The sequence below is a fragment of the Leptotrichia sp. oral taxon 498 genome, from assembly GCF_002240055.1.
GTDB lineage: Bacteria > Fusobacteriota > Fusobacteriia > Fusobacteriales > Leptotrichiaceae > Leptotrichia > Leptotrichia rugosa.
Window position 1 is genome coordinate 1,664,120 of record NZ_CP016753.1, and the last position, 24,867, is coordinate 1,688,986.

Here is a 24,867-nt window from a genome sequence, read left to right on the forward strand (position 1 = left end):
TTTGAAAGACAGGATTGGTAAAATATGAGAAAATGGTTATATTATTTATTTTTTGTTCCATTTTTGTTTGTTTCGTGTTCCCATGACAAGGGATACGATTATTTGGAAAATTCTTTACTTGGAATTTTTTCAAAACAGGAAAATGACGAATATATATCAAAACAATTAGAAAAAGCGATAAAATTGAAAAATAAGGAAGCTTTCGCATTGTCGCTTGTATATTTGGAGGGAAATAGCGAGGAAATTTTTGACAAATACTTAAAAAAAAGTAACGGATATGCTGAATATTTTAAAGCACTTTTACTAAAAAAACAAAATGGCAGTGAAAATGAAATTTTAGAACTTTTGGAAAGCTCTGCCAAGCAGGGATTTAGTAAAGCTTATTATGTGATGGGGGATATTTACGAAAATAAATTGGAATTTTCAAAAGCTCAGGAATATTTTAAAAAAGGTAAAGAGGCTGGAGACTTTTTATCTTTACGTTCATATGAAGCTGGGAAAAATATGATGAGTTATTACGAAAGAATTGAAGCTTTGAATAAAAAAATGACTGCAGGAAATATTTCAAAAGATGAAAAAAAAGAATTAGGAACTCTTCTTGTGGAAAGAACACAGTATGCTGGAAAAGCTTATGATATTTTGAAAGATTTTTTAGCTGAAAATTATCCACCTGCACTTTATGCGAAAGCTAAAGTACTAGAAGGCGATGGAAAAAATGACGAAGCAATTAAATTATATCAAGACACATTGTTTAAAAACAAATATTATTTGTCAGCTTATGAAATAGCTAAAAAGTTAGCAGATGAAAACAAAAGTTATGAAACGGCGCTACTTCCTTTAGCAGATGTAAAAAGTGATGAAATATTGATAAATAGTTATATGGGATATTTATATGAAAATTTGGGAAATTTTAAAGAAGCTGAAAAGTATTATTTAAAAGCAGTTGCTAAAAACGATATAGATACGATGTATTATCTGGGAAAAATGTATGAAACACAAAATGAATTAAAAAAAGCCAAAAATATGTATACTAAAGCTTATTCACTTGGTTCATCAGAAGCGGGGGAAAGACTGGCGTTTATTTATGAAAATGAAGAGCAGAGTAAAAATACATCTCAATCGGAAACTTTAAAAAATAAGGAAGCTAAAAAAATATTAGAAAGATTGTCTAAAAATGACATAAGCAGTGCAACAGTAACTTTGAGTTCTTACTATCCAAAAAATAGCAATAAAGTCAGAATATTAAATTTAAAAGCGGCTGTGGATCAATATCCTGAAGCATATTATAATCTAGGAGTTTATTATTTTAATAAGAAAAAAAATAAAAAAGCTAAATTTTATTTTATAGCTGCTAAAAGTACAGGATTTGATATTGGGGAATTTTATGAAGCTTTTTTAAAAAATTAAATTAATAAAATAAAAATATAAGAAAAGAGGGAAAAATGAAAAAGTTTATTTTGATGTTGTCATTATTCTTAGTGTTTGTATTATCTTGTGGAAAAGGTAAGGAATTTGTTGTAAAACCATTAAATGGAGCGCAAGATTTAGCTGGAGCTGCACTTCCAGACTTTGAGTTAAAAGATTTAAATGGGAAAAAAATAAAAAGTACAAAAATTTTTAAAAATGGGAAAAAGACTCTATTTATAGTTGCAGCTGAATGGTGTCCACATTGTCGTGAAGAAATTCCTGAAGTACAAAGATTTTATGATAAAAATAAAGATAAAGTAAATGTAGTTATAGTATTTACTAATTCTAGATCAAGTTTGGGAAAAGCTCAAGCGTATATAAAAGAAAATGGATATACAGTACCAGCATATTATGATGAAGATGGAGAAATTTTAAGAGGATTTGATGTACAAGGATTTCCGTTTAATTTAAAAATTAATGGTGACAAAGTCGAAGAAGAATTGGAGTTGCCAGTGGATGAAGATTCACTTACAAAAACTTTTATGAATTAATTTCTTTACATAAAAAAAAATGTATGATATAATATTAAAGAATTTAAACTATGAATATCAGTTTGCCACTATATTCTTGGTTTAGATAATAAAATTAGGAGGAAATTATAAATGGCATTAACAGCGAAAAAAGAGATTATTGAAAAATTTGGAAAAAATGCTCAAGATACAGGTTCTGCTGAGGTTCAAATAGCTTTATTAACAGATAGAATCAGTCATTTGACAGGACACTTAAAAGTACATCCTAAAGATGTTCATTCAAGAGCGGGATTATTAAAATTAATTGGAAAAAGAAGAAGATTATTAAACTATGTTAAAAATAGAAATGTAGACGATTACAGAAACTTAATCGAAAAATTAGGAATCAGAAAATAGTAATAAATAAGAGCGTATTAAATATGCTCTTTTTTTAAAAAAGAATAAAAAAGATAAAAAAAGGAGAAAATATGTTAAAATTTTTTCTTGTGGCATTAAAAAATATTTTATCAATTTTTTCGTTGAAGTGGCGATACAAATTTTTTGAAAAAATGGGACTTTTAGCATATTTCTTAGTAAAAAAAAGACGAAAATTGACATTAGACAATATAAAAAATGCTTTTCCCCAAAAAAATGAAAAAGAAGTCAGAAGAATAGCCAAAGAGTCATATAAAACGATGGGAAAAATGATAATGACTTCGATTTTTTTGGAAGAAATTACAAAAGGGGAAAATACCTCTGTTGAAAATGAAGAGCTGATGAAAAAGGCGATAGAAGTGGCAAAGGATAAGGCAGTTTTGATTGTTTCATTGCATTTAGGCGGATTTGAAGCGGGAAGTAAAATGGAAAATTTGAGAAAATTTTATGCTGTTTTTAGAAAGCAAAAAAATGAGAAAATTAATGATTTAATGACTGAGTGGCGTGAAAAAGGCGGACTAAATTCAATTCCGCTGCATGAAAGTCAGCTTTTAAGCAAAGCTATAAACGAAAAATCGATAATTGCTTTGGCTTCGGATCATTATGGAAAAGATGTGGAGATTGATTTTTTTGGCAGAAAAACAACGGCGGTTGCTGGACCTGTGCTTTTGTCGATTAAGCATAAAGTTCCATTGGTAATGGCTTATGCGGTATTTGATAAAAACAATAAAATAATTGTAAAAAATAAAAAGATTATTGAGATAGAAAAGCAGAGCAAGTTAAAAGAAACTATGAAATTTAATATGCAAAAAATTTATAATGAATTTGAAGAAATAATTAGGGAATATCCAGAGCAATATATGTGGCAGCACAAAAGATGGAGAAAAAAGAAGTAAAAAAAGATTTAAAATGAGAAAAGAATATTTTTATTCAATTCAAAATTTTAAATCTTTTTATTTTTCCCGCTTTGATTTCACAAAATGTATAAAAGTGATAATTTCTTTTTTTTCAGAGTCGCTAAAGTTTTCAGAATTTAAAATATATTTGTCTAAGTCGTCAGTTGGCGCAATGTCATTTTGTTTATTTAAAAAATAAGTTGCGATTGTTCCTGTAATCATTCCGAAAGTTCCAATTCCAATGAGCATCAGAAAAATGGCGACAAATCTTCCAATATAAGTCTTAGGAGAAATATCTCCATAGCCAACTGTAGTCGCTGTAACAAATGCCCACCAAAGGCTGTCGCCATAATTCATTTTTTCCACATAGGAAATGACAAGAGCTGAGATTATAATTCCAAGTCCCGCCATAATTAATAAATAAATTAACCCATTTAATTTTAAAAATTTTTTTACTTTTTTGTATGTCTTTTTTGCAAAAAGATAAAATCGAGATAATTTTAAATGTCTAAAAATTTTTGCAAATTTTCTGATTTTAAAAATTCTAAATAATCTAAAAATTGAATAATATGGAATTATTGAAATTAAATCGGGGATATTGTTTTCAATAAAATCAGCTTTGTGTTTAGCAAATATAAATCTTATTATGTAGTCAATAGCAAAAATCAAATAAATCGAAAAATCAATAAAATTCAAGAGAGAATTTTCAGAAATATGAATATCGCCGTGTAAATCAAGTAGCGTCGTAGCAAAGCTGTAAATTGCAAGAAAAATAAAGAATATTTGATAATTTATTTTAAATTTTTTATTTTTATTAATATCACTTTTGATTTTATGTATCTTATTCTTCAAAAAAAACTCCCTTATTTAATAACTTTTCTATAAACTACAAGAAGTGGATTCCAAACACTCGCATTTGTTGGAGAATAAGCGAAATCAATTTCGATAAATTTTTCAATCGGTATTTCAAAAGTGATAACAATCGCAATTTGGTCGATAAATTGTGCGACAGCTTCAAAACCCACCATTGCTCCACCAAGAACAATTTTTCTATCTTTATCATAAACAATTTCAGCACTTGCAGGAAATGAATCTGCGAATCCAGAGTTTTTATACATCGCTTTCATTTTGACAACATCGGCATTGTAGCCAAGTTCAGTTGCTTCTTTTAGAGAAAGTCCAGTTTGTGCTAATTTTATATCATAAAATGAAGTGGCAAATGAGCGAATTAATCCTTTCCAGCTTATATTTTGTCCAGATAAATATTTAGCCAGCATCATTCCGTGTTTATTTGCAACATCTCCAAGCGGCTCAAATAAATTTCTGTCAGTTTTGTAATACTTGTTAAATATACAATCTCCAATTGCGTAGACATCGTCTATATTTGTTTCGAATTTATCATTTATGACGATTTTTCCGCTATCAGTTTTTAATGTTTTAGGTAAAAAATCTATGTTTGGAGTAACTCCGATACTAAATAATGCGATATCAAAGTCAATATTTTCAGATGAGTCTAATTTTACTGATTTTGCAACATTATTTTCAGAATTTACAGCAGTGACACCAGAATTTAATTTTAGATTTATATCTTTTTCTTTAAATTTTTTGTAAATTTTTTCCTTTAGATTTTCTGAAACTGTCGGGAAAATTTCTTTTGCTTTTTCAATGACAGTTACATTAAGTCCATTTTTTTTGAAAGATTCTGCCATTTCAATTCCAACAAATCCAGCTCCAATTACAACTGCATTTTTTAGTTTATTTTTGTTTTGAGTTAAATATTCTTTAATTTTAAAAGCACTTTCAGCGTGAGATAACGTAAAGACATTTTCTAAATTTGGAGAATATCCTTCAATATTTGGAACAAATGATTTTCCACCGACAGCAATTACAAGCTTGTCGTAAGAAAAAATTCCATTAATTTCATTTCCCTTTATTTCAAGTGTTTTATTTTCAAAATCAATGCTTTTAACTTCGTGATGAATTTTTACATTAACTCCTCTTTTTATAAAATCTTCAGGAGTTCCGTGCAAAACATCGCTTTTTTTTAATTCATCAGCGATAAAATAAGGAGTTGGACATCCAGCCCAAGCCACATAGCTTGATTTTTCAAACAAAAAAATTTCATCATTAGGATTTGCTTTTTTATATTGAGTGGAAAACATCATTCCTGCAGCTCCACCGCCAATTACAACTATTTTCATAAGATTACCTCTTTTCTATTTGTTTTTTAATTTGTTAAATAAGTAGCGAAGTCGGCTGACAACCATATTTATACCGACTTTATTGTCTTTTCCTCTTGGAATTATGACATCAGCATATCTTTTAGACGGTTCTACAAATTCCAAGTGCATAGGTTTAACGGTTTTGATATATTGATTTTTTATACTTTCAAAACTTCTGGCTCTTTCATTTAGATCTCTTTCTATTCTTCGCAAAAGTCTTTCGTCATCATCTGTATCTACAAATATTTTTGCATCAAATAAGTTACGGATCTTTTCAATTGCCAGAACTAAAATTCCCTCTACAATAATCAAATTTGCTGGCTCTATATGTTCAGTTCTGTTTACTCTGTTGTGAACTTGAAAATCATAAATAGGTTTTTCGATAGATTTATTGTTTTTTAATGCGAGAATGTGAGTTTCAAGCAAATCAAAATCTATCGCGTCCGGATGGTCATAATTTAATGTAACCCTTTGTTCGTAAGTCAAATGGTCATTTCTTTTGTAATAGGAATCTTGTTCAAGAAGTATTGAGTGAATTTCCTTTTTTTCCAAATTTTTAATAATTGCATGAGTGACACTAGTTTTTCCTGAGCCTGTTCCCCCTGCAATTCCGACAATAATCGTTTTATAATCCATAAAAATTACATCCTTCGTTTAATATTTTTTCTTGTATAAAGTATATAATAGATATTAATTTTTTTCAATATTAAATTTTATATTTAAAAAAAGAAATATTTCTAAAATTAGAATTAAAATTAGAAATATTTTCTTTACATAGTAATTAAGAATTAATAATTATCTTGAATAAGTTTTTGTCAATTTTGCAATATTTTGTGCTAGTTCGTCTGTCAATTGATTTGGTTTTAATCTCCATTGCCAATTTCCAGATGCAAGTCCTGGTGTATTTATACGAGCGTAGCTTCCAAGTCCTAAAAAGTCTTGAATTGGTGCAATTGCAATGTTTGCGACTGAACTCCAAGCTCCTCTTATAGCGTCCCAGTGTATATTTGCATCATTTGTTGAATTTAAATAATCTCTTGCAAATTGTTTGTCTTCTTCTTTTGCTTTTTCAAACCATCCAACGATTGTGTCGTTGTCGTGAGTACCTGTGTAGACAACGCAGTTTTTGTCATATGTGTGTGGCAAGTAGTCATTTTCTTCAGCTGAGTCAAATGCAAATCCTAAAATTTTCATTCCTGGGAAACCAGAAGCATTTCTCAAATCAATAACTCCTTGTGTCATTGTTCCTAAATCTTCAGCAATTATAGGTAAATCTCCAAGTTCATTTTTTATGGCATTAAATAAGTCCATTCTAGGACCTGGACACCAAGTACCATTTTCGGCAGTTTTATCTCCATAAGGAACAGCCCAGTATTCGTCAAATCCTCTGAAGTGGTCGATTCTTATTATATCACAAGTTGTAAGATTAGATTTTACTCTATCGATCCACCATCTGTAGTTAGTTTCTTTCAATTTTTGCCAGTCGTATAAAGGATTTCCCCAAAGTTGTCCTGTGGCACTGAAATAGTCAGGCGGAACTCCTGCCACTTTAACTGGTTTTTTATCTTTGTCAAATAGGAAAATATCAGTATTTGCCCAAGTGTCAGCACTGTCGGCAGCAACAAATATTGGAATATCTCCGATGATTTTAATTCCGTTTTCGTTTGCGTATCTTTTTACAGCTTCCCATTGTGAGAAGAATAAAAATTGAATGAAATTATGATATTCAATGTCGTCAGAAAGTTCGTTTCTATATCTCTCCATAGCTTGTGGTTCTCTGTTTTTAATATCTTCTTGCCATTCGTTCCAAGAAAGTCCACCAAAATGGTTTTTTAGCGAAATGTAAAGGCTGTAGTCGTCTAACCATTCAGCATTCTTAAATTTAAATTCTTCAAATTTTCCTCTTAATTCGTCATTCTGATTAGCTTTATAGTTTTCGTAAGCTTTTCTAAGTAGCGGATATTTACTGTTGTAAATTGCACCATAATCAACGAATTCTTCGTTTTCTCCAAAATTTACATTTTCAAGATCGTTTCCTGAAAGCAAGTTTTGCTCAATTAATAAATCAAAGTCAATCAAATAAGGATTTCCTGCAAATGAAGAAAAACATTGATAAGGCGAATCTCCATAACCTGTGGGTCCAAGTGGAAAAATTTGCCAAAGTTTTTGATTAGATTTTTTCAAAAAATCTATAAAATTAAAAGCTTCTCTTCCAAGTGTTCCAATTCCATATTTTCCTGGAAGTGAAGTTGGATGTAATAAAATCCCAGAACTTCTTTTAAACATAGTAGCCCTCCTAAAATTTTTTTATTAAAAAATATATTTTTATAAAAACTATACTACTTTAAATATACTATATTTTTTTTAAAAAGTCAACTTATCCGTAAAAGTTATTAAAAAAATTTTTACTTATTCGAATATCTTGACTATATAAAAAAAATGTTGTAATATTAAAGTGTAATATAATATTAAGAAAAATAAAAAATAGGAGGCAGTGGAATGAAATTATTGACAATCAACACACATGCGTGGTTGGAAGAAAATCAAGATGAAAAGATGGAAATTTTGGCAAAGACGATTGCTGAAAAGCAGTATGATGTAATTGCTATGCAAGAAGTGAATCAGCTTATGAATAGTCCAGTTATTTACGATGGAATTAGAAACGATAATTACGGATGGAAATTGCTGGAAAAGCTGGAAAAGTACACAGATACTGATTATTATTATCATTGGAGCAATTCTCACATCGGTTTTGGGAAATATGACGAAGGAGTGGCAATTATTACAAAGCATCCAATAAAAGATGAGGATGAGTTTTATTGCACCTTTTCACAATCTGTCAGAGTTATTAACGCAAGAAGAATTGTGAGTATAACTTTGGATTATGAAGGGCAAAAAGTAGAGTTTTACAGTTGCCATATGAATTTGCCAAATTGTGAAACAGAAGATATGGGAGAAAATATTCAGACAATTTTAAAAAGAACGAAAAATGATAATTTAAAATTTTTGATGGGTGATTTCAACACGGATGCTATACATAATCAAGAAGCTTATCAAAATATAATAAATCAAGGATTGTTTGACACTTATGAATTAGCTGAAAAAAAAGATAGTGGAATAACAGTCAATAAAAAAATTGATGGTTGGGCAACTAGCGGTTCTGAGAAAAGACTGGATTACATTTTTTCAAATAAAAAAGTAAAAGTTTTGGAAAGTAAAGTCATTTTTAATGGAGAAAATAAGGAAGTTGTTTCAGATCATTTTGGTTTAGAAGTGAAAATTGAGTTATAAAATCTTCATTCTGGTAAAAGATAAAAAAAATTTAAAAAGTTTTCCGTAAATGTCTTGACAAATGAAAATTATGAGGTATAACTAATATGTAAAACAAATTTTAATTTATAAATATTTTTAGGAGGTACTCAATCATGATGAAAAAAATTCAGCGATTTGGTGGAGCAATGATGGCGCCAGTTCTATTATTTGCATTCACAGGGTTAGTCGTAGGAATAGCATCACTATTTACGAATCCACAAGTAATGGGTTCAATTGCAAATGAAGGGACAAACTGGTATAAATTCTGGTTTGTGATAAGTGAAGGTGGTTGGACAGTATTTAGACAAATGCCGTTATTGTTCGCAATCGGATTGCCAATCAGCCTTGCGAATAAAACAAATGCAAGAGCATGTCTTGAAGCTTTTGCTTTATATACAACTTATAATTATCTTGTAGCAGCAATGCTTGCACAATGGAGCTTCTTTGGTGTTGACATGAGTCAAGAAGCTGGAGGAACAAGTGGACTTGCAGTAATTGCTGGAGTAAAAACACTAGATACAAACTTATTTGGTGCAATTATAATTTCTGCAATAGTAGTTTATTTACATAATAAATATTTTGATAAAAAGTTACCAGACTTTTTAGGAGTATTTCAAGGAACAGTATTTGTTTATATTATTGGTTTCTTAGTAATGATTCCATGTGCTTTCATAACTGCACTTTGCTGGCCAAAAGTTCAAATTGGAATTAACAACTTGCAACAATTATTAAAAGTTTCAGGACCAATTGGAGTATGGATTTACACATTCCTTGAAAGAGCATTGATTCCAACAGGATTGCATCACTTTGTATATACACCATTTATATTCGGACCAGCAGCAGTTCCAGGTGGAATTCAAACTTATTGGGTTCAACATATAAGTCAATTTGCTCAATCTACAAAACCTTTAAAAGAAATGTTCCCACAAGGTGGATTTGCATTGCACGGTAACTCAAAAATCTTTGGTTCAGTAGGTATCGCACTTGCAATGTACTCAACTTCTAAACCTGAAAACAAGAAAAAAGTAGCAGGATTGTTATTACCAGTTTTATTAACTGCAATAGTTTCAGGAATAACAGAACCACTTGAATTTACATTCTTATTTATAGCTCCAGTATTATTTGGATTACATGCAGTACTAGCTGCAACAATGTCAACATTGATGTATATGTTCGGAGTTGTAGGAAACTTTGGTGGAGGATTCTTAGACTTTATGTTCTTAAACTGGATTCCAATGTTTAAAAACCACAGCGGAACAGTAATTACTCAAATTGTAATTGGATTAATCTTCACATGTATTTACTTCATATTATTCAGATTCTTAATTTTAAAAATGGATTTAAAAACTCCAGGTAGAGAAGATGAAGATGAAGAAATGAAACTTTATACAAAAGCTGATTATAGAGCTAAACACGGTGAAGGTGGAGCACAAGGTGCAGCTGCCGCAGCTGGTGGAGATGAATATGCTCAAAAAGGTGCAATCATTCTTGAAGCATTAGGTGGAAGAGAAAACATTGAAGAACTTAACAACTGTGCAACTAGACTTAGAGTAAGTGTAAAAGATGCAAGTAAATTATTACCAGATGCAGCATTTAAAGCAGCAGGAGCTCATGGTGTAGTTAGAAAAGGAACAGCTATTCAAGTAATCATCGGATTGTCAGTACCTCAAGTAAGAGAAAGAATTGAAGACATGATGAAAAAAGGGTAAAAATAAAATTTGATAAATAATAAATAATTGAAATTAAATTTTATAAAAAAATTAAGAAAGAATTTTCAAAAGTCAAAAATTTTAAGTATAAAATTATAAAACTTGCGAAAGTTCTTTCTTTTACATAAATTTATTTTTTGATATTTATATGATTGGATTTGTTAAAGCGTTTGAAAAAATTTAAAAATAAAAGAAAAAGAGGTTGTTTCAAAAGTGATATAACCTCTATTTTTTGTATAAAAATTACCTTTTTGCAATAGCAGTAAAAGTAAATTTCTCAGGATGATGGATTATTGTTTCATATTGGAATAATGTGCCGTTTGACAAATAGGCGTGAGTTTCGATGACAACAACCATATTTATATCTTTTAATTTGAGATATTTCTGTTCTTCTGGCGTAATCTTTCTGAAATTAATATCTCTTCGAGAATAACCAATCTTTAATTTTAAATCCTTTTCCAAATATTCATATATCGACTTTTTGGCAATCTCTTCATTCAAAAAAGGTACAATTTTTCTGTCAAAAAAACTTGTGGAATAATTTAAGACTTCCCCATTTAAGGAATTTGTACGGACAACTTTGTAGAAATCGGCACTTTCAGAAACTTGAAATTCTTTCATTAACTTTTTATCTCCCTGAACAATATATAAGCTAATTAAGTCAGTTTCAAGATTAATATTTTGAAGTTTATTGAGTTCCTGCACAGTTTGAATTGAAGTCAGAGAAATATTTTCCAAATTTTTTTTTTCCAGTACAATTGATTTTTTTCCCTTCACTTTTTGAATAAAACCCTCAGTTTCCAGCATAGAAAGAGCTTTTCTTACAGTAAGTTTGGAAAAATTATAATCTTTTGCCAAGTCATCTTCTTTTTTTAAAAAATCTCCTGGTTTAATAATACCATTTTTAATTTTGTCTTTTATATCATAATATACTTTTTCATATTTAGTCATTTGTATAAACCTTTCATGTTATTTTTATACATTATACACTAAATTGCTTTAAATAACAACTAAAATAAAAAGATTTATATAATAATAATAAAATTTTTAAAAGGATTTATATAAACCTATTGACTTTTTAAAAATTTATGATATAATAGTTACTGAAATGAGAAAACAAAAAATATATAACTAATAAATTATAGGAGATGATTATTTATGAAAAAATTTTCAATTGTAGTAGCTGGTGGAGGGAGTACATTTACTCCAGGGATTGTTTTGATGTTGTTAGAAAACTTGGATAAATTTCCAATTAGACAAATAAAATTTTATGATAATGACGCTGAAAGACAAGAAGTTATTGCAAAAGCATGTGATATTATAATAAAAGAAAAAGCACCTGATATTAACTTTGTTTATACAACTGATCCTGAAACAGCATTTACAGATGTTGACTTTGTTATGGCACATATAAGAGTTGGAAAATATGCAATGCGTGAAAAAGATGAAAAAATACCTTTAAGACACGGAGTATTAGGACAAGAAACTTGTGGACCTGGAGGAATTGCTTATGGAATGCGTTCAATTGGTGGAGTTATTGAATTAGTCGACTTTATGGAAAAATATTCACCAAATGCTTGGATGCTGAACTACTCAAATCCTGCGGCAATTGTGGCAGAAGCAACTAGAAGATTACGTCCAAACTCTAAGATATTAAATATCTGTGATATGCCAATTGGAATTGAAATAAGAATGGCTGAAACGCTTGGATTGAAATCAAGAAAAGATATGGTAGTCAGATACTTTGGATTGAATCACTTTGGTTGGTGGACAGATATTAGAGATAAACAAGGAAATGATTTAATGCCTGCATTAAGAGAAAAAGTTGCGAAAGTTGGATATAATGTGGAAATTGAAGGTGAAAATACAGAAGCAAGCTGGAATGACACATTTACAAAAGCAAAAGATGTGTTTGCAGTTGATCCGACAACAATGCCAAATACTTATTTAAAATATTATTTATTCCCTGATTATGTAGTGAAACATTCAAATCCTAATCACACAAGAGCAAATGAAGTAATGGAAGGAAGAGAAAAATTTGTATTCGGTGAATGTAGAGCAATCGCTGAAAAAGGAACTGCAAAAGACAGTAAACTTCACGTGGATGATCACGCTTCATACATAGTTGACTTGGCGAGAGCAATAGCTTATAACACAAAAGAAAGAATGCTGTTAATCGTAGAAAATGACGGGGCAATCTCAAACTTTGATCCAACTGCAATGGTTGAAATTCCTTGTATAGTAGGTTCAAACGGGCCTGAAAAAATCGTTCAAGGTAAAATTCCTCAATTCCAAAAAGGGCTTATGGAACAACAAGTATCAGTTGAAAAATTGACAGTAGAAGCATGGATAGAAGGTTCGTATCAAAAATTATGGCAAGCAATCACATTGTCAAGAACTGTACCGAGTGCCTCTGTTGCAAAAGCAATATTAGATGATTTAATTGAAGCAAATAAAGACTTCTGGCCAGTATTGAAATAGATTACATCTGAATAATTTTAAAATGAAAATAAATTTTTAGTGCTTGAAATGTTAATTAGTTTATGATATAATTACAATAAGAAAAGAAAAACCAACTGTTTCGTTTGGAAATAAAAAATTTGCAGAAGAAAAGGCTCTATTCTTTATTGAATGGGGTCTTTTTTTATGATATAATTACCAAGTTAGTTCTGCAAAACTAACAAACAAATGGAACAGTTGGGAGGTGGTAAAAATGAATTGGGATTTTACTATTTTTATAGCTATAATCGTATTATTTTTGATTATTAGTAAAAAATGGTTAAAATTCATCATCGGTATCACCTTAATGCCTGTCAATCTGTATATTTAGATTGGCAGGTTTAAAAAAATAACTTTATTGAATATGAAGGAGAAAAATATGGATATAAAAAAATTAAATAAAAAATGGTGGAAAAAAGAAGTTGGATATCAAATTTATCCAAGAAGTTTTTATGACAGTAATAACGATGGAATTGGGGATTTGAATGGAATTACAGAAAAGTTGGATTATTTGAAGGATTTAGGAATAACGCTTATTTGGGTTTGTCCGATATTTAAGTCGCCAATGGATGACAATGGGTATGATATTTCAGATTATTATGATGTGAATCCTGAATTTGGGACAAAGGAAGATTTGGAGAGATTGATTGCGGAGGCTGAAAAAAGAGGAATAAAAATAATTCTAGATTTAGTAATTAATCATACTTCTGATGAGCACGAGTGGTTTTTGGAAGCATTGAGAAATCCTGAAAGTAAGTATAGAGATTACTATATTTTTAAAAGAGGAGAAAACGGATTGCCACCGACAAACTGGAGAAGCCATTTTGGTGGTTCTGCTTGGGAAAAAGTTGAAGGGGAAACAGATGAAAACGGGAATGAAATGTATTATCTGCATTTATTCTCAAAAAAACAGCCTGACTTAAACTGGGAAAATCCTGAAGTTAGGGAAGAGCTTTACAAAATGGTAAATTATTGGCTTGAAAAGGGAATTGCTGGATTTAGAGTTGATGCAATTAATTCGATAAAAAAAAATGCAAGATATTTGGATTTGCCTGTTGATGGAGCGGATGGATTCGCCTACAGTATTAAATATACATTAAATCAACCTGGAATCGAGGAATTTTTGGGTGAATTAGCGAAAAAAACTTTTAAAAAGCATAATTGTATGACTGTGGCTGAAACGCCGTTGTTGGAGTATGAAAGATACAATGATTTTATTGGTGCAGACGGATTTTTTTCAATGATTTTTGATTTCAGTTATTCAGATTTGGATATGGCGAAAGAAGGTTTTTATTATTCAGTGCAGGATGTGAAAATTAGCGAATTAAGAAATAAAATTTTTGAAAGTCAATTGACACAGCAGAAATATGGCTGGGGAGCACCATTCCTTGAAAATCATGACTTACCTAGAAGTTTAAATAAATTTTTAGGGGAAAAAGCAAATGAAATAAATGCAAAACTACTTGCAACATTATTTTTCTTTTTACGTGGGACACCGTTTATCTATCAGGGACAGGAAATAGGAATGGACAATTTTGAGAGAACTGATATAGCACAGTTTGATGATATTGCCAGCAAAGATCAGTATCAGCGTGCATTGGGAGAAGGATTTTCTCCTAAAGAAGCACTATATTTTGTAAACAAAAGAAGCCGTGACAATTCAAGAACACCTTTCCAATGGAATAGCAGTAAAAATGCTGGATTTTCAAAAAATGAAGATGTAAAAGCATGGATAGAATTAACTAGAAGTCAAGATAAAGTAAATGCAGAATCTCAAATAAATAATGAAAATTCAATTTTTGCCCATTATAAAAATATGATTGAGTTACGGCAAAATGGAAAATATTCAGATTGTCTAACTTTTGGAGAATTTATTCCAGTAGAATTGGAAAATGATGAAATAATCGCATATATAAGAAAATATGAAAATCAGAAAGTTCTTTGTATCAATAATTTTTCTGACAAAAATCAGCAAGTGGAATTAAGTGAAATTGCCAAAAATATTGGTAAAAAAGAAATCAAATTAAGAGATATTTTGATTAATAATTATGGGAATATTGAAAATGACGGAAAAGTGTTAGTTCTTGAAAGATATCAAAGTTTATTAGTTGCAATTTAACAATAAAATTTAAGGTAAGATTTTTTCAAGAATTGAATAAAAATAAAAATAGAACTAAAGATAATTGATTACTCGGAGGAAAAATGAAAATAAAAGGGATATTATTTGATTTTAATGGAACAATGCTTTTTGATAGTGCTTTACAGGAAGATGTATGGAAAAAATTTTTAAGAAGCAAAATTGGTAGGGAAATAACAAATGAAGAAATTCATAAGTATATTCATGGTGGAAATAATAAAACTGCACTTTCATACTTTTTTAACAAAAATTTTTCAAATGAAGAAGTTCAAAAACTAGGAGAAGAAAAGGAAAGCATGTATCGGGATATGTGCCTAAAAGATGAGAAAATGTTCAAATTAGTAAAAGGATTGCCAGAATTTCTTAATAAGTTAAAAGAGGCTGGTATTCCAATTACTATAGCAACAGGTGCTCCGATAAGCAATGTAAAATTTTATTTTGAACATCTAAATTTGGGCAAATGGTTTGATATAAATAAAGTTGTTTATACTGACGGAAGTTTTAAAGGAAAGCCAGAACCAGATATTTTTTTGAAAGCAGCCAAAAATATAAATGTGGATATTGAAAACTGTGCAGTATTTGAAGATGCGATACTTGGAATAGAGGCGGCAAAAAGGGCAAATGCTGCAAAAATTATAGCTGTTTCCTCGACTCTTGAGAACAATAAATTATTATCAATTGACGGGATTTCGTATGTTATAAAAGATTTTACGGAAATATCAGTAGATAATCTGTAATTTAAAAATAAAAAAAGAAAAAACTGACTTTTATTCTTAAAAATAGGAATATCAGACAGTTTTTTTTAAATCCTCAATTTAACCCAATAATTTAAAATTCAATTCAAAGATTTTAAATATAAATTTTATCCCTTTTATCTATTTGAACAACCAAAATAAGTAATTCGTTTTCTTCAATTTTTACAATAATTCTATAATTTTCAACTCGATATCTCCAGAATCCTTTTAGATTATATCTCAAAGCTTTTCCAAATTTTTTTGGATTATCTGTATCAAAAAGATTTTGATCAATATATTTTAAAATTTTTGATTTCATAGAATTATCTAGTTTATTTAGTTGTTTCTGCGCTTTTTCAGAGTACATTAGACTATATTTCATTTTCCAACCCTAATTTTTTTATTAAATCTTCGTGGCTAATCCAGTTTTCTCTGTTGTCTTTTTCTTCTTCATAAGCCTCAACAGCCAACTTATAGTCCTCTTCATCTTCGATTTTTTCAAGAATTAAATCTAACATTACTTGGTTTAAATTGATATTATTTTCCTTAACATAATTGTTTATTTTATTTTCTATGTCAGGATTAGCGTTTATAGAAACGGTTATCATTGATTTCACACCCTTTCTGATTATTTCTATTAATGTAATTTTAACATAAAAAGGAAAAAAAAGCAATAAAAATGTTATTTTTCCTAAAATTTTTATAAAAATAAGTTTTTTTAATTTTTTATTGAAAAACTAAAAAATATTAGGTATAATGTAATATATGAAAAAGTTTTGGAAGGAGGATGTGGACAAAAAAGTTCATAAAATTATGAAAAATATAGAAAAGTTAAGAAAAGTATTAAAAATATCATATTTTCTAATAATTGTGGCAGTTGGTTTGATATTGACATTTCCAAAAGAATTGAAACCAAATGAGTGGAAACTTTACATCGTTGACAGTTATTTGATAACAACAGTTGGTTTGACAATTGGAGGAGCTTTGATTGGAATATTTTTGGGGATGTTTTTAGCATTTTTAAAATTTTTGAGAACAAACTTTCCAGTTTTTGATATGATAAAAGAAATAATAATTGATGAATACATAGATATAATGCGTGGAACGCCTATGATATTACAATTACTTATACTTTCAGTACTTATAAAATTATTTGCTAACTATTGGATAGCGATGATTGCACTAGGATTAAATAGTGCTGCCTATGTTGCAGAAGTAGTTCGTTCGGGAATTGAAAGTATTGATAAAGGACAAATGGAAGCGGCAAGGGCAACAGGTATGCCTTACAAAATGGCAATGAATGAAATAATTATGCCACAAGCGATAAAAAATATATTACCCGCACTTGTAAATGAGTTTATTACATTATTTAAAGAAACATCGGTTGTGGGATATATAAGTGTCGTTGATATAACAATGAATAGTAACGGACTTCAAGCAACTTATTACAGTGTTGGACCAATATTATTTACAGGTATTATTTATTATGTGAGCGTAAAAATATTTTCATTTTTAGGAAGAATGCTGGAAATGAGGTTGAGAAGAAATGACTAATTCGAAAGATTTAACTCAAATAAAAAAAGAAATTAACACAAATGAAATGATTAAAATAAAAAATCTTAAAAAGTCATACGGTAAATTGGAAGTTTTAAAAGGAATTGATACAAAAATAAGAGAAGGTGAAGTAATTTCAATAATAGGACCGTCTGGTTCAGGAAAATCAACTTTTTTAAGATGTATTAACAGACTTGAAGAGCCAACTTCAGGGCAAATTTTTATACATGGGACGGATGTTTTAGGAAAAAAAGTAAACATAAATAAAATTCGTGAAAATGTCGGAATGGTCTTTCAGCATTTTAATTTGTATCCTCACAAAACTGTACTTGAAAATATTACTTTGGGACCAATAAAATTAAAAAAAATCTCAAAAACGGAAGCGGGAAAAAAGGCAGTTGAACTTTTAAAAAAAGTTGGCTTGGAAGATAAAAGAGATGTTTATCCAAATAAATTGTCAGGAGGACAAAAACAAAGGGTGGCAATTGCAAGGGCGTTAGCAATGGATCCTAAAATTATGCTATTTGATGAACCTACGAGTGCGCTTGATCCTGAGATGATAGGAGAAGTTCTAAAAGTTATGAAAGAACTGGCTCAAGCAGGAATGACAATGATTGTGGTTACTCATGAAATGGGATTTGCAAGAAATGTTGCAAATAGAGTGTTCTTTATGGATGATGGATATATTTTGGAAGATGATTTACCAAAAGAGATTTTTGACAATCCAAAAAATGAAAGAACAAAAGAGTTTTTGAAAAAAGTTTTGAATCCAATTGATTAGTTTTGGGAAAGAAATATAAAAAATAAAATTTATAAAATAAAAAAATTAAATGCAAAGGAGAAAAAATATGAAAAAAGTATTTTTAATGTTAACATTGTTAGTTTTTGGACTGACTTCATGTGGCGGAAATAAAGCGGCAAAGGACTCAAAAAAATTGAGAGTGGGATTGAATGCAGTATTTGCACCGTTTGAATATAAAGAGAATGGGCAAGTTGTAGGATTTGATGTGGATTTAATAAATGAGATTGCAAAAGATTTAAACTATGAAACCGAAATTATTGACCAGTCGTTTGATGGACTTATTCCTTCATTAAAAGCTGGAAAAATTGACGTTATAGTTTCAGGAATGACAGCGACAGATGACAGAAGAAAATCAGTGGATTTCACAGATGACTACTTTGTGTCAAAACAACTTTACATCAGAAAAAAAGGTAACAGCTCAGTTACGCCTTCAACTTTAAAAGGAAAGAAAATTGGAGTCTTACTTGGGTCAATACAGGAAATTGCAGCTAGAAAAATTAATGGTGCTGTTGTTGTGCCAAATAAGAGTATTGTAAATACAATCTTAGATTTAAAAATGGGAAAAGTTGACGCTCTTATAATGGATAACGTAGTTGCAATTGAATATATGAAAAAAAATCCTGAAATGGAAATTTTTGATGAAAAAGTGGATAATGATGGAATGGCAATGGCATTTGACAAAGGAAAAAATGCTGAGTTAATTCAGAAGATAAATGCAGAACTTAAGAAATTAAAAGAAAATGGAAAATATGATGAGTTACTTAAAAAATATGATTTAAGAAAATAATTGATTATTTGAAATTTTATTCTTAAAAAATAAAAGATAAAGGAGGTAAAATTGATGAAAAAACCGGTAGTGTTAGCGATGTCCTCGATTGTAGCAATGTCAGTACCGACTGTTTCAGGCAAAGTGACAACTTCGGAAATGAGAAAAGAAATCATTCGTGCAAATGTAGCTGATGTGACAGAAGAAGATGAAGAAGAAGATGTGCCAACATTGGATCCGCCTAATCCTGAAAAGCCCGTAGATGATCCTGATTTGATAACAGTTTCACTCACTCGGGACGGAACAGGTACAAAGATAGATAAAGATGAAAATGATGTTCAAAAGAAAAATTCCGATTTGAGTTTGACACAGAAAAAAATTTCTAAAGCAGTTGACGAAACACCATTAGATGAAAATGACAAGTTTGAGTTGACAAAGTCTGATTTTATTTCACTTCGTTCTCATGAATTAGTTTTTGATAAAAATAGTGCTGAGCTAAAAAAAGCAGCTTATCCTATATTGGAAGATGTAAAAGCTTATGTTGAAAAAAATGATTTTTTAGTTTCGGTAGTTGGATATACTGATACAACTGGTATGAAATCATATAATAAAAGATTATCACAAAAAAGGGCAGAAAATGTTAGTTCCAATCTTTTAAATATTGGTCTTGCAGAAGATAGAATTGTAAGTGTAATGGGACGGGGCGAAAAAAATCCCATAAGTTCAAATGATACTGAAGAAGGAAGAATCAAAAATAGAAGAGTGGAATTTAAATTTATAAAAAAAGGTCAAATATAAATTTTCAAGACAAATTGTTAAAAAAAAACTGTTTCACAATATCTAGATTTAGAAACAGTTTTAAAATATAACTATTTGTCTTTTTTTTGTATCTTTTTATTGCTGTTGTCTCCAGCATCTCCAAAAATATCTCTGAAGAATCCGACTTCCAGTTCTTTTGAAAAGACATTTTTTAAAATAATCATGACAACAGGTCCGATTAAAAATCCGCTGACTCCAAAGACTTTAAAGCCTGAATACATTGAAATAAGAGTAATCAAAGGATGAACTCCCAAATTTTGACTTATTAATTTTGGTTCCAACATCTGTCTTACTGACATAATTATTAAATAACAAATAAGTAGTGCAATTCCCAATTTTATATTTCTTGTAGCAAAAGATAGAATAGACCAAGGAATTAAAATTGTCCCAGCACCTAAAATTGGTAAAATATCAGCAATACAAATGATGATGGACATTAAAAGGGGATACGGTACATCAAATTTTAAAAACGCCAGTAAATTTAATAATATTAATGATTCAATAAGACAAATAGTTCCTAAAATTGCCTGTGCTTTTAAATATGAAACAAGCACTGTAAACATTTCCGTTTTTATGCTGAACACTTTATCAAGCCAACTTTTTGGCAATTGATGCTCCAAATAATTAAGTATCTCATCTCTATCTAAAATCATAAAAAAAGTAGATAAAATTGTAATCACAATATATAAAATTAAAGTTGGAATAGATGTAACAAAACTGATAACAGCATTTATAAAAGAGCCAATTTTTACAGAGCCCTTTGAAACAAAGCTATTTATTGTATTGTTTAGCTGATCATTAAATCCAGCGGGAAAATTACCTAGATAAATATAAATTTTTTTAACATTTTCTGTCCATAACTTTTGAATATCAGTGCTATAACTATTTAAATTTTGAGATAATTTATAAATTTCAACAAAAAATTTTAAAGAGAGAATTCCAATTATTCCGAAAAATACTATTAAAAATGTTACAATTGAAATTATGGAAGCCGTTTTTCTGGAAAACTTCAATTTATTCATTAAAAACCTTGTAAGTGGTCGAATTATTATTGAAATAAATAGTGCAAGAGTAAATGGAAATAAAAAAATTCCCAGTTTAAACAGTAAAAAAACTACTAATAAAATTAGAGCTATGTATACAATAAAATATAATTTTTTAAAGTCAAAATCTTTATAACTAGCCATAAATACTCCTTTATTTTTATTGTTTTTGTATATTATATACTAAAATGATATAATTGTAAATGATTATATTATTAGACAGAATAAAATAAAAATTGTAAAATAAAGTGTTGCTATTAGAAATAAAAAATAAGAATCATAAAAATTTTCTGTAGTATAATTGATTTAAGCCAAAAATCAAAGGAGAAAACTAATATGATTCATACAAGCAATACGATAAAAAAGGATTACAAAGAAACAAAAAGTGGAAAAGAAGAAAAAAAATAAAAGGTAAGTATACAACAGTTTATCAAGGTGAAAAGATTATAATTTATATGGAAAGTAATGCTAATTTGCGTACTTCGTATGGTTCATATAAAATATCTTATGAAGAATTTCTAAAATTAGTGAAGAAAGCAGGAAAATAAAATTATGTTTAAATTTAATTACTTAATATACGATAGTATGAAAAAAAAATTAAAAAATATTTCGATAAAAGAATTTGAAGAAGAATATAGTATGATTTATGGAGCTTTTGAACTTTTAATTAATGATAAAATGTATAATTATATTGTAAGGTATAAAGATCAAAAATTTTGTAATGAAAAAGAAAAAGAGGAATTTGATGATTTATTTGAACTTCAAGATATTATAAGTTTATGGATAATAATTTTTTTAGAAATTTGTATTGAATTGAAAAAAAAGGATTATGTTGCTGTAATGGATATTGAATCAAAAAATTGGATCGAATTTAAGAGAATAAATAACGAATTATACATAAGTCAAATTGAAGAAGAAAAAGTAAAATTAAAAATAACAAATTCACATATTGTAAAAGTATATAATAAATTTTATGATGAAGATAAGAATAAGAATATTTTTTTCAAAGAGGAAAAAATTAATTTTGAAGAATTTATATCAGAAATACAAATAACTACTAAAAAATTTATTAAAGAAATAAAAGAAATAAATCCAGTTTTATTGAAAAGTAAAGAAGTTAGTAGTATAATAAAAAAATATAATATTTTGACATCTAAAGAGTATTCGGCAGAGGAAAATTAGAATTATGAGAGTTTCAAATAAAGGGGTAGGTGGAGCTAGACAGATGTCTCCTGACTGGGTAAGAAATGTATTAAACAAATTAGAAAACAATAATCCTGTTAAATATACAATTAAAAATGCTAAGAATAGCGGAAAATTGAATACAGGATTAGTTGGAGTAGATAAAAAAACAGGGGAATTAATTTTTGTACCTGTAAGGATTACAAAATAAATAATTAATGAGCAAGGATTTAAAATGAGTGTAGTAGCAAGTAAAAATAAATATGAAAAAGGAATTAATTTAATTTCAAGTTTTTTAAGAAAGGAATCATAATATGGAAGTTAATTATTATATTACTTCTGAATTTGAAAAATATAAGAAATATGCAGAAGAAGGAATTATGGAATTAATAGAACTGAAATTTTTAAATATTTCAAAAGAAGAAGAACAAATTTTAAAAAATCTTAACATAAATTATAAAATATATAGGAATAAAACTATAAAAATTCAGCTATTGAATTTTATAAACTATATAGTTGAAAAAGATGGGGAGGAAAAAGGAATATATATCAAAAAAACAAAAGAATATGAAAAATTTTTTAAAGAAGCAAATATGATTTTTAATAAAAATGAAAAATATGAAAATTTGATAATATCAAAAGATAAAGTAAGAGTTGAAATTATTATAGAAAGGGATATAAATAATGTTAAAACAGAAATTTAAAAATATTTTTATAAAAAAATGTAGATATAAAGATACAAAATTATATATTTATTATAGGCATAAAAATAATAGTAAATGTCTGGTTTTTTCTAATGTAAAAAGTTTTAAGTCAGTATTTTCTGAACTTTATTGTTATGATAGTCTGTTAAAGAAATTAGAAATAAATGAGTTTTCGAATATGATAAATAGAAATTATAAAGATAATGAAGTATATATAATTGATGGACTGTGGATGAGATATATCATAAAATTCAATGATTAATAAAAAAATACGGAATAGGTGTAAATATAGGAAACACAGGACGTGTGGAAGGATGGAATAATCTGCTTACGCTAAGTGGTTTCTACATACCGTCAGCAAGACCTGACTCGAAGTATATAGTTGAGAGCAGGGCTGAATTTACAGACATAAGCGGATTTTATGGAAGTGAATACTTCCTTGACAGGGCAGGATTTAAGGAGGACTGGAACAGGACAAAGCTTCTAGGGGATGCATACTATAAGAACGGTAACAGGGTCAGTTGTTCCAAATCTGATTACATCAGGAAAGAGTGTGACAACACTGGAAGCACCAAAGAATCCTGTAGTTAAACCAGTTACTAAAGTTGAACAGAATATAGAAACAGTAAAGCAACCAGCTGTTACTTCTGAGAAACCTAAAACAGTAGAGAAAAGTCGTTCTCAGGGAAGTAATAATCATAACAGTAATAAAGAAAGTTTTAATCAGAAAAGAAAAACAGGAGAAAACAAATCTGATAATGGAGATCTTTACTATGAAGGGCGGAAAGTTTATACTGCAAGTGAACTGAATCAGTTAGGAAGAGGAAGTGATGCTACTCCTAACAGAGGAGTTGAGTATATATTTGAAACCCCTGCAGGAAAGCCTAAAGCACAAGAATTTCAGTGGGGAACAGCGGGAAGTATGATGCAGCAGACCCCAGATGGACCGAAAAATATAATTCCGGCTTTAAGATATGACAATAGTAACCCCAGAGGAATGAACTTCATAAAATTTGATGGAATCAGAGTAGAGAATGGTACAACTTATTTGATTGACGCAAAGAGAAATATTCCTTATTGGATTCCAGAAGCAATGGAAGGTTACAAAAACACATTTGATAGAATAAATGAAGCTAAGAAACAAAATCCAGAAATTAAAATAATATATGAATTTCCAGATAAAAAAGCAAAGACTAAATTTACTGACTGGTTAGATAAGAATCCATTGTATCAGAAAACAATTGATGAAATTAGGATTAGACCAGAAAAATAATGTTGAAAGGATATTTAAATTTATGAAAAATAAAGAAAGAACCATCAGAATATACAGAAAAGTAGATGTAAATGAGTCAATGGAAGAAAGACATAAGAAAGTTATGGAAGGGCTGTCGAAACTGGAAGCTCCTTTAGGCTTAAAAGACAGTGAGATCCCGGAAGTACCAGATTTTGGTATAGAAATAAGAGCCTATTACCGTACAAAAAATTCTAAAACTAAAGGAGTTTCAATAGAAGGTGTATATAGATGGAGAGGACTTAAATATGTAACTTGGGATGAGTTACTATATGAATTTAAGATAACATACAATCTGATAGACTATAAGAAAATAATATATGAAGATCTTCCAAAGGTAATAAATATTTTTGATCCTTATGTTGCTGATTTATATGTAGCTTATAATGGTTCCTACGAAGAAGGAAGAACACCGGAAACAAGAACATATGGAGAAAGTATAAATCCTGAATTTTTAAAACTGAAGGAGAAAAATTGTAACATAGGAATGCTGGAAGATGTATTATTTACACTATCCCCAGTGATGTATTTCAATGAAGAGAGTTATACTAAGCTAATAAAAATACCTAAGGAAGAGCTTCTAGAAAGACTCAAAGGGAAAGCGAATGAAGTTCTGTTACTTGAAAAGGGTATATACATTATCTTTAATGACAAGGCAGATATTACTTATAAAGAATTTGTGGAAATGAATAATATATTTAAACCGTTATTAGGATTAATCTAAAAGAAATTGAAAATGTCCAAAATTTTTGTGTGAGTGTGTAAAAAATTTTATGTAAACCTCTAAATAACATATGGTAAAATAACTGTATAATATTTAAAGGTTTTTGTTATGGCTAAAAAGCA

General features: G+C 29.0%; 27 protein-coding genes. 19 read left to right on the top strand and 8 right to left on the bottom strand.

Translation table 11 applies throughout. The features are described from left to right. Positions 1-24 precede the first annotated feature (24 nt). The 4 genes from BCB68_RS08310 to BCB68_RS08325 all read left to right on the top strand — a co-directional run bounded on the left by BCB68_RS08310 (position 25) and on the right by BCB68_RS08325 (position 3,247). The gene (locus BCB68_RS08310) at positions 25-1,407 is read left to right on the top strand and encodes a tetratricopeptide repeat protein (protein WP_094080353.1); all 1,383 of its coding nucleotides are present in this window, start codon (positions 25-27) and stop codon (positions 1,405-1,407) included. A 35-nt stretch (positions 1,408-1,442) separates the two neighbouring features. Further along, complete coding sequence (locus BCB68_RS08315) at positions 1,443-1,958, top strand: TlpA family protein disulfide reductase (protein WP_094080354.1); 516 nt, start codon at positions 1,443-1,445, stop codon at positions 1,956-1,958. 111 nt (positions 1,959-2,069) lie between these two features. Then, positions 2,070-2,333: a 30S ribosomal protein S15 gene (gene rpsO / locus BCB68_RS08320; protein ID WP_094080355.1), complete on the top strand. Its 264-nt coding sequence runs from the start codon at positions 2,070-2,072 to the stop codon at positions 2,331-2,333. Between the two features lie 71 nt (positions 2,334-2,404). Next, entirely contained in the window at positions 2,405-3,247 is an 843-nt protein-coding gene (locus BCB68_RS08325; protein WP_094080356.1) for a lysophospholipid acyltransferase family protein, read from the top strand. A 57-nt stretch (positions 3,248-3,304) separates the two neighbouring features. Here the strand turns inward: BCB68_RS08325 and BCB68_RS08330 are convergent, their stop codons facing one another. The 4 genes from BCB68_RS08330 to malQ form a co-directional block, all read right to left on the bottom strand. After that, positions 3,305-4,099, bottom strand: coding sequence for a potassium channel family protein (locus tag BCB68_RS08330; protein WP_237048606.1), 795 nt, complete (start codon positions 4,097-4,099; stop codon positions 3,305-3,307). A gap of 11 nt (positions 4,100-4,110) precedes the next feature. Continuing rightward, entirely contained in the window at positions 4,111-5,448 is a 1,338-nt protein-coding gene (locus tag BCB68_RS08335; RefSeq protein WP_094080357.1) for an FAD-dependent oxidoreductase, read from the bottom strand. 15 nt (positions 5,449-5,463) lie between these two features. Beyond that, entirely contained in the window at positions 5,464-6,105 is a 642-nt protein-coding gene (gene udk / locus BCB68_RS08340) for a uridine kinase (RefSeq protein WP_094080358.1), read from the bottom strand. Positions 6,106-6,264: 159 nt separating this feature from the next. Beyond that, the gene (gene malQ / locus BCB68_RS08345) at positions 6,265-7,755 is read right to left on the bottom strand and encodes a 4-alpha-glucanotransferase (RefSeq protein ID WP_094080359.1); all 1,491 of its coding nucleotides are present in this window, start codon (positions 7,753-7,755) and stop codon (positions 6,265-6,267) included. Between the two features lie 213 nt (positions 7,756-7,968). On the opposite strand from malQ, the gene BCB68_RS08350 reads away from it, so the two are divergent. After that, the gene (locus BCB68_RS08350; protein ID WP_094080360.1) at positions 7,969-8,760 is read left to right on the top strand and encodes an endonuclease/exonuclease/phosphatase family protein; all 792 of its coding nucleotides are present in this window, start codon (positions 7,969-7,971) and stop codon (positions 8,758-8,760) included. Positions 8,761-8,894: 134 nt separating this feature from the next. Next, positions 8,895-10,490, top strand: coding sequence for an alpha-glucoside-specific PTS transporter subunit IIBC (locus BCB68_RS08355; RefSeq protein ID WP_094080361.1), 1,596 nt, complete (start codon positions 8,895-8,897; stop codon positions 10,488-10,490). A 243-nt stretch (positions 10,491-10,733) separates the two neighbouring features. Here the strand turns inward: BCB68_RS08355 and BCB68_RS08360 are convergent, their stop codons facing one another. Further along, complete coding sequence (locus tag BCB68_RS08360; protein WP_094080362.1) at positions 10,734-11,441, bottom strand: GntR family transcriptional regulator; 708 nt, start codon at positions 11,439-11,441, stop codon at positions 10,734-10,736. A gap of 207 nt (positions 11,442-11,648) precedes the next feature. On the opposite strand from BCB68_RS08360, the gene BCB68_RS08365 reads away from it, so the two are divergent. The 3 genes from BCB68_RS08365 to BCB68_RS08375 all read left to right on the top strand — a co-directional run bounded on the left by BCB68_RS08365 (position 11,649) and on the right by BCB68_RS08375 (position 15,863). Further along, positions 11,649-12,971: a 6-phospho-alpha-glucosidase gene (locus BCB68_RS08365; protein ID WP_094080363.1), complete on the top strand. Its 1,323-nt coding sequence runs from the start codon at positions 11,649-11,651 to the stop codon at positions 12,969-12,971. Between the two features lie 397 nt (positions 12,972-13,368). After that, entirely contained in the window at positions 13,369-15,108 is a 1,740-nt protein-coding gene (locus BCB68_RS08370) for a glycoside hydrolase family 13 protein (RefSeq protein ID WP_094080364.1), read from the top strand. Between the two features lie 83 nt (positions 15,109-15,191). Further along, positions 15,192-15,863 carry an HAD family hydrolase gene (locus BCB68_RS08375; protein WP_094080365.1) on the top strand — a complete coding sequence of 224 codons (672 nt, stop codon included), beginning with the start codon at positions 15,192-15,194 and terminating at the stop codon, positions 15,861-15,863. Between the two features lie 112 nt (positions 15,864-15,975). On the opposite strand, the gene BCB68_RS08380 is transcribed toward BCB68_RS08375, so the two are convergent. Together BCB68_RS08380 and BCB68_RS08385 are read right to left on the bottom strand one after the other, a co-directional pair. After that, the gene (locus tag BCB68_RS08380; RefSeq protein ID WP_094080366.1) at positions 15,976-16,242 is read right to left on the bottom strand and encodes a type II toxin-antitoxin system RelE family toxin; all 267 of its coding nucleotides are present in this window, start codon (positions 16,240-16,242) and stop codon (positions 15,976-15,978) included. After that, on the bottom strand, positions 16,232-16,468 hold the full coding sequence (locus BCB68_RS08385; RefSeq protein WP_015769735.1) for a DUF6290 family protein: 237 nt from the start codon (positions 16,466-16,468) through the stop codon (positions 16,232-16,234). Before BCB68_RS08385 ends, BCB68_RS08380 begins: the two co-directional genes overlap by 11 nt. 181 nt (positions 16,469-16,649) lie before the next feature. Here BCB68_RS08385 and BCB68_RS08390 point away from each other — a divergent pair, with 181 nt between their 5' ends. The 4 genes from BCB68_RS08390 (at position 16,650) to BCB68_RS08405 (ending at position 19,780) form a co-directional block, all read left to right on the top strand. Beyond that, positions 16,650-17,414, top strand: coding sequence for an amino acid ABC transporter permease (locus BCB68_RS08390; protein ID WP_231724704.1), 765 nt, complete (start codon positions 16,650-16,652; stop codon positions 17,412-17,414). A 46-nt stretch (positions 17,415-17,460) separates the two neighbouring features. Beyond that, positions 17,461-18,195 (top strand): amino acid ABC transporter ATP-binding protein, encoded by a 735-nt coding sequence (locus tag BCB68_RS08395; protein ID WP_094080807.1) that lies wholly within the window; start codon positions 17,461-17,463, stop codon positions 18,193-18,195. 67 nt (positions 18,196-18,262) lie between these two features. Beyond that, a complete protein-coding gene (locus BCB68_RS08400) occupies positions 18,263-19,003 on the top strand; it encodes a basic amino acid ABC transporter substrate-binding protein (RefSeq protein ID WP_094080367.1) in 741 nt (246 codons plus the stop codon). A 54-nt stretch (positions 19,004-19,057) separates the two neighbouring features. Further along, the gene (locus tag BCB68_RS08405) at positions 19,058-19,780 is read left to right on the top strand and encodes an OmpA family protein (protein WP_094080368.1); all 723 of its coding nucleotides are present in this window, start codon (positions 19,058-19,060) and stop codon (positions 19,778-19,780) included. 71 nt (positions 19,781-19,851) lie between these two features. Here the strand turns inward: BCB68_RS08405 and ytvI are convergent, their stop codons facing one another. Next, positions 19,852-20,988 (bottom strand): sporulation integral membrane protein YtvI, encoded by a 1,137-nt coding sequence (gene ytvI, locus BCB68_RS08410; protein WP_094080369.1) that lies wholly within the window; start codon positions 20,986-20,988, stop codon positions 19,852-19,854. A gap of 408 nt (positions 20,989-21,396) precedes the next feature. Between ytvI and BCB68_RS08415 the strand changes: the two genes are divergently transcribed. The 6 genes from BCB68_RS08415 (at position 21,397) to BCB68_RS08440 (ending at position 24,745) form a co-directional block, all read left to right on the top strand. Beyond that, positions 21,397-22,026: a hypothetical protein gene (locus BCB68_RS08415; RefSeq protein ID WP_094080370.1), complete on the top strand. Its 630-nt coding sequence runs from the start codon at positions 21,397-21,399 to the stop codon at positions 22,024-22,026. A gap of 4 nt (positions 22,027-22,030) precedes the next feature. Further along, positions 22,031-22,237: a hypothetical protein gene (locus BCB68_RS08420; RefSeq protein WP_094080371.1), complete on the top strand. Its 207-nt coding sequence runs from the start codon at positions 22,031-22,033 to the stop codon at positions 22,235-22,237. A gap of 103 nt (positions 22,238-22,340) precedes the next feature. Further along, a complete protein-coding gene (locus tag BCB68_RS08425; protein WP_094080372.1) occupies positions 22,341-22,730 on the top strand; it encodes a hypothetical protein in 390 nt (129 codons plus the stop codon). Positions 22,731-23,036: 306 nt separating this feature from the next. After that, entirely contained in the window at positions 23,037-23,321 is a 285-nt protein-coding gene (locus tag BCB68_RS10585) for a hypothetical protein (protein ID WP_157697378.1), read from the top strand. Then, a complete protein-coding gene (locus BCB68_RS10930) occupies positions 23,284-24,003 on the top strand; it encodes a hypothetical protein (RefSeq protein ID WP_237048607.1) in 720 nt (239 codons plus the stop codon). Before BCB68_RS10585 ends, BCB68_RS10930 begins: the two co-directional genes overlap by 38 nt. After that, on the top strand, positions 23,975-24,745 hold the full coding sequence (locus tag BCB68_RS08440) for a helicase (protein ID WP_237048608.1): 771 nt from the start codon (positions 23,975-23,977) through the stop codon (positions 24,743-24,745). Before BCB68_RS10930 ends, BCB68_RS08440 begins: the two co-directional genes overlap by 29 nt. The last annotated feature ends 122 nt before the right edge of the window (positions 24,746-24,867 follow it).

Excerpts from the sequence above, each read along its gene's own strand:
- BCB68_RS08385 (WP_015769735.1), bottom strand. The coding sequence starts at position 16,468 with ATGATAACCGTTTCTATAAACGCTAATCCTGACATAGAAAATAAAATA.
- BCB68_RS08335 (WP_094080357.1), bottom strand. The coding sequence starts at position 5,448 with ATGAAAATAGTTGTAATTGGCGGTGGAGCTGCAGGAATGATGTTTTCC.
- BCB68_RS08440 (WP_237048608.1), top strand. The coding sequence starts at position 23,975 with ATGAAATTAGGATTAGACCAGAAAAATAATGTTGAAAGGATATTTAAA.
- BCB68_RS08370 (WP_094080364.1), top strand. The coding sequence starts at position 13,369 with ATGGATATAAAAAAATTAAATAAAAAATGGTGGAAAAAAGAAGTTGGA.
- BCB68_RS08310 (WP_094080353.1), top strand. The coding sequence starts at position 25 with ATGAGAAAATGGTTATATTATTTATTTTTTGTTCCATTTTTGTTTGTT.
- BCB68_RS08325 (WP_094080356.1), top strand. The coding sequence starts at position 2,405 with ATGTTAAAATTTTTTCTTGTGGCATTAAAAAATATTTTATCAATTTTT.
- BCB68_RS08350 (WP_094080360.1), top strand. The coding sequence starts at position 7,969 with ATGAAATTATTGACAATCAACACACATGCGTGGTTGGAAGAAAATCAA.
- BCB68_RS08415 (WP_094080370.1), top strand. The coding sequence starts at position 21,397 with ATGTTTAAATTTAATTACTTAATATACGATAGTATGAAAAAAAAATTA.
- BCB68_RS08425 (WP_094080372.1), top strand. The coding sequence starts at position 22,341 with ATGGAAGTTAATTATTATATTACTTCTGAATTTGAAAAATATAAGAAA.
- BCB68_RS08360 (WP_094080362.1), bottom strand. The coding sequence starts at position 11,441 with ATGACTAAATATGAAAAAGTATATTATGATATAAAAGACAAAATTAAA.
- ytvI (WP_094080369.1), bottom strand. The coding sequence starts at position 20,988 with ATGGCTAGTTATAAAGATTTTGACTTTAAAAAATTATATTTTATTGTA.
- BCB68_RS08400 (WP_094080367.1), top strand. The coding sequence starts at position 18,263 with ATGAAAAAAGTATTTTTAATGTTAACATTGTTAGTTTTTGGACTGACT.
- BCB68_RS08365 (WP_094080363.1), top strand. The coding sequence starts at position 11,649 with ATGAAAAAATTTTCAATTGTAGTAGCTGGTGGAGGGAGTACATTTACT.
- BCB68_RS08380 (WP_094080366.1), bottom strand. The coding sequence starts at position 16,242 with ATGAAATATAGTCTAATGTACTCTGAAAAAGCGCAGAAACAACTAAAT.
- BCB68_RS08420 (WP_094080371.1), top strand. The coding sequence starts at position 22,031 with ATGAGAGTTTCAAATAAAGGGGTAGGTGGAGCTAGACAGATGTCTCCT.
- malQ (WP_094080359.1), bottom strand. The coding sequence starts at position 7,755 with ATGTTTAAAAGAAGTTCTGGGATTTTATTACATCCAACTTCACTTCCA.
- BCB68_RS08405 (WP_094080368.1), top strand. The coding sequence starts at position 19,058 with ATGAAAAAACCGGTAGTGTTAGCGATGTCCTCGATTGTAGCAATGTCA.
- BCB68_RS08315 (WP_094080354.1), top strand. The coding sequence starts at position 1,443 with ATGAAAAAGTTTATTTTGATGTTGTCATTATTCTTAGTGTTTGTATTA.
- BCB68_RS08355 (WP_094080361.1), top strand. The coding sequence starts at position 8,895 with ATGATGAAAAAAATTCAGCGATTTGGTGGAGCAATGATGGCGCCAGTT.
- BCB68_RS08395 (WP_094080807.1), top strand. The coding sequence starts at position 17,461 with ATGATTAAAATAAAAAATCTTAAAAAGTCATACGGTAAATTGGAAGTT.
- rpsO (WP_094080355.1), top strand. The coding sequence starts at position 2,070 with ATGGCATTAACAGCGAAAAAAGAGATTATTGAAAAATTTGGAAAAAAT.
- BCB68_RS08375 (WP_094080365.1), top strand. The coding sequence starts at position 15,192 with ATGAAAATAAAAGGGATATTATTTGATTTTAATGGAACAATGCTTTTT.
- udk (WP_094080358.1), bottom strand. The coding sequence starts at position 6,105 with ATGGATTATAAAACGATTATTGTCGGAATTGCAGGGGGAACAGGCTCA.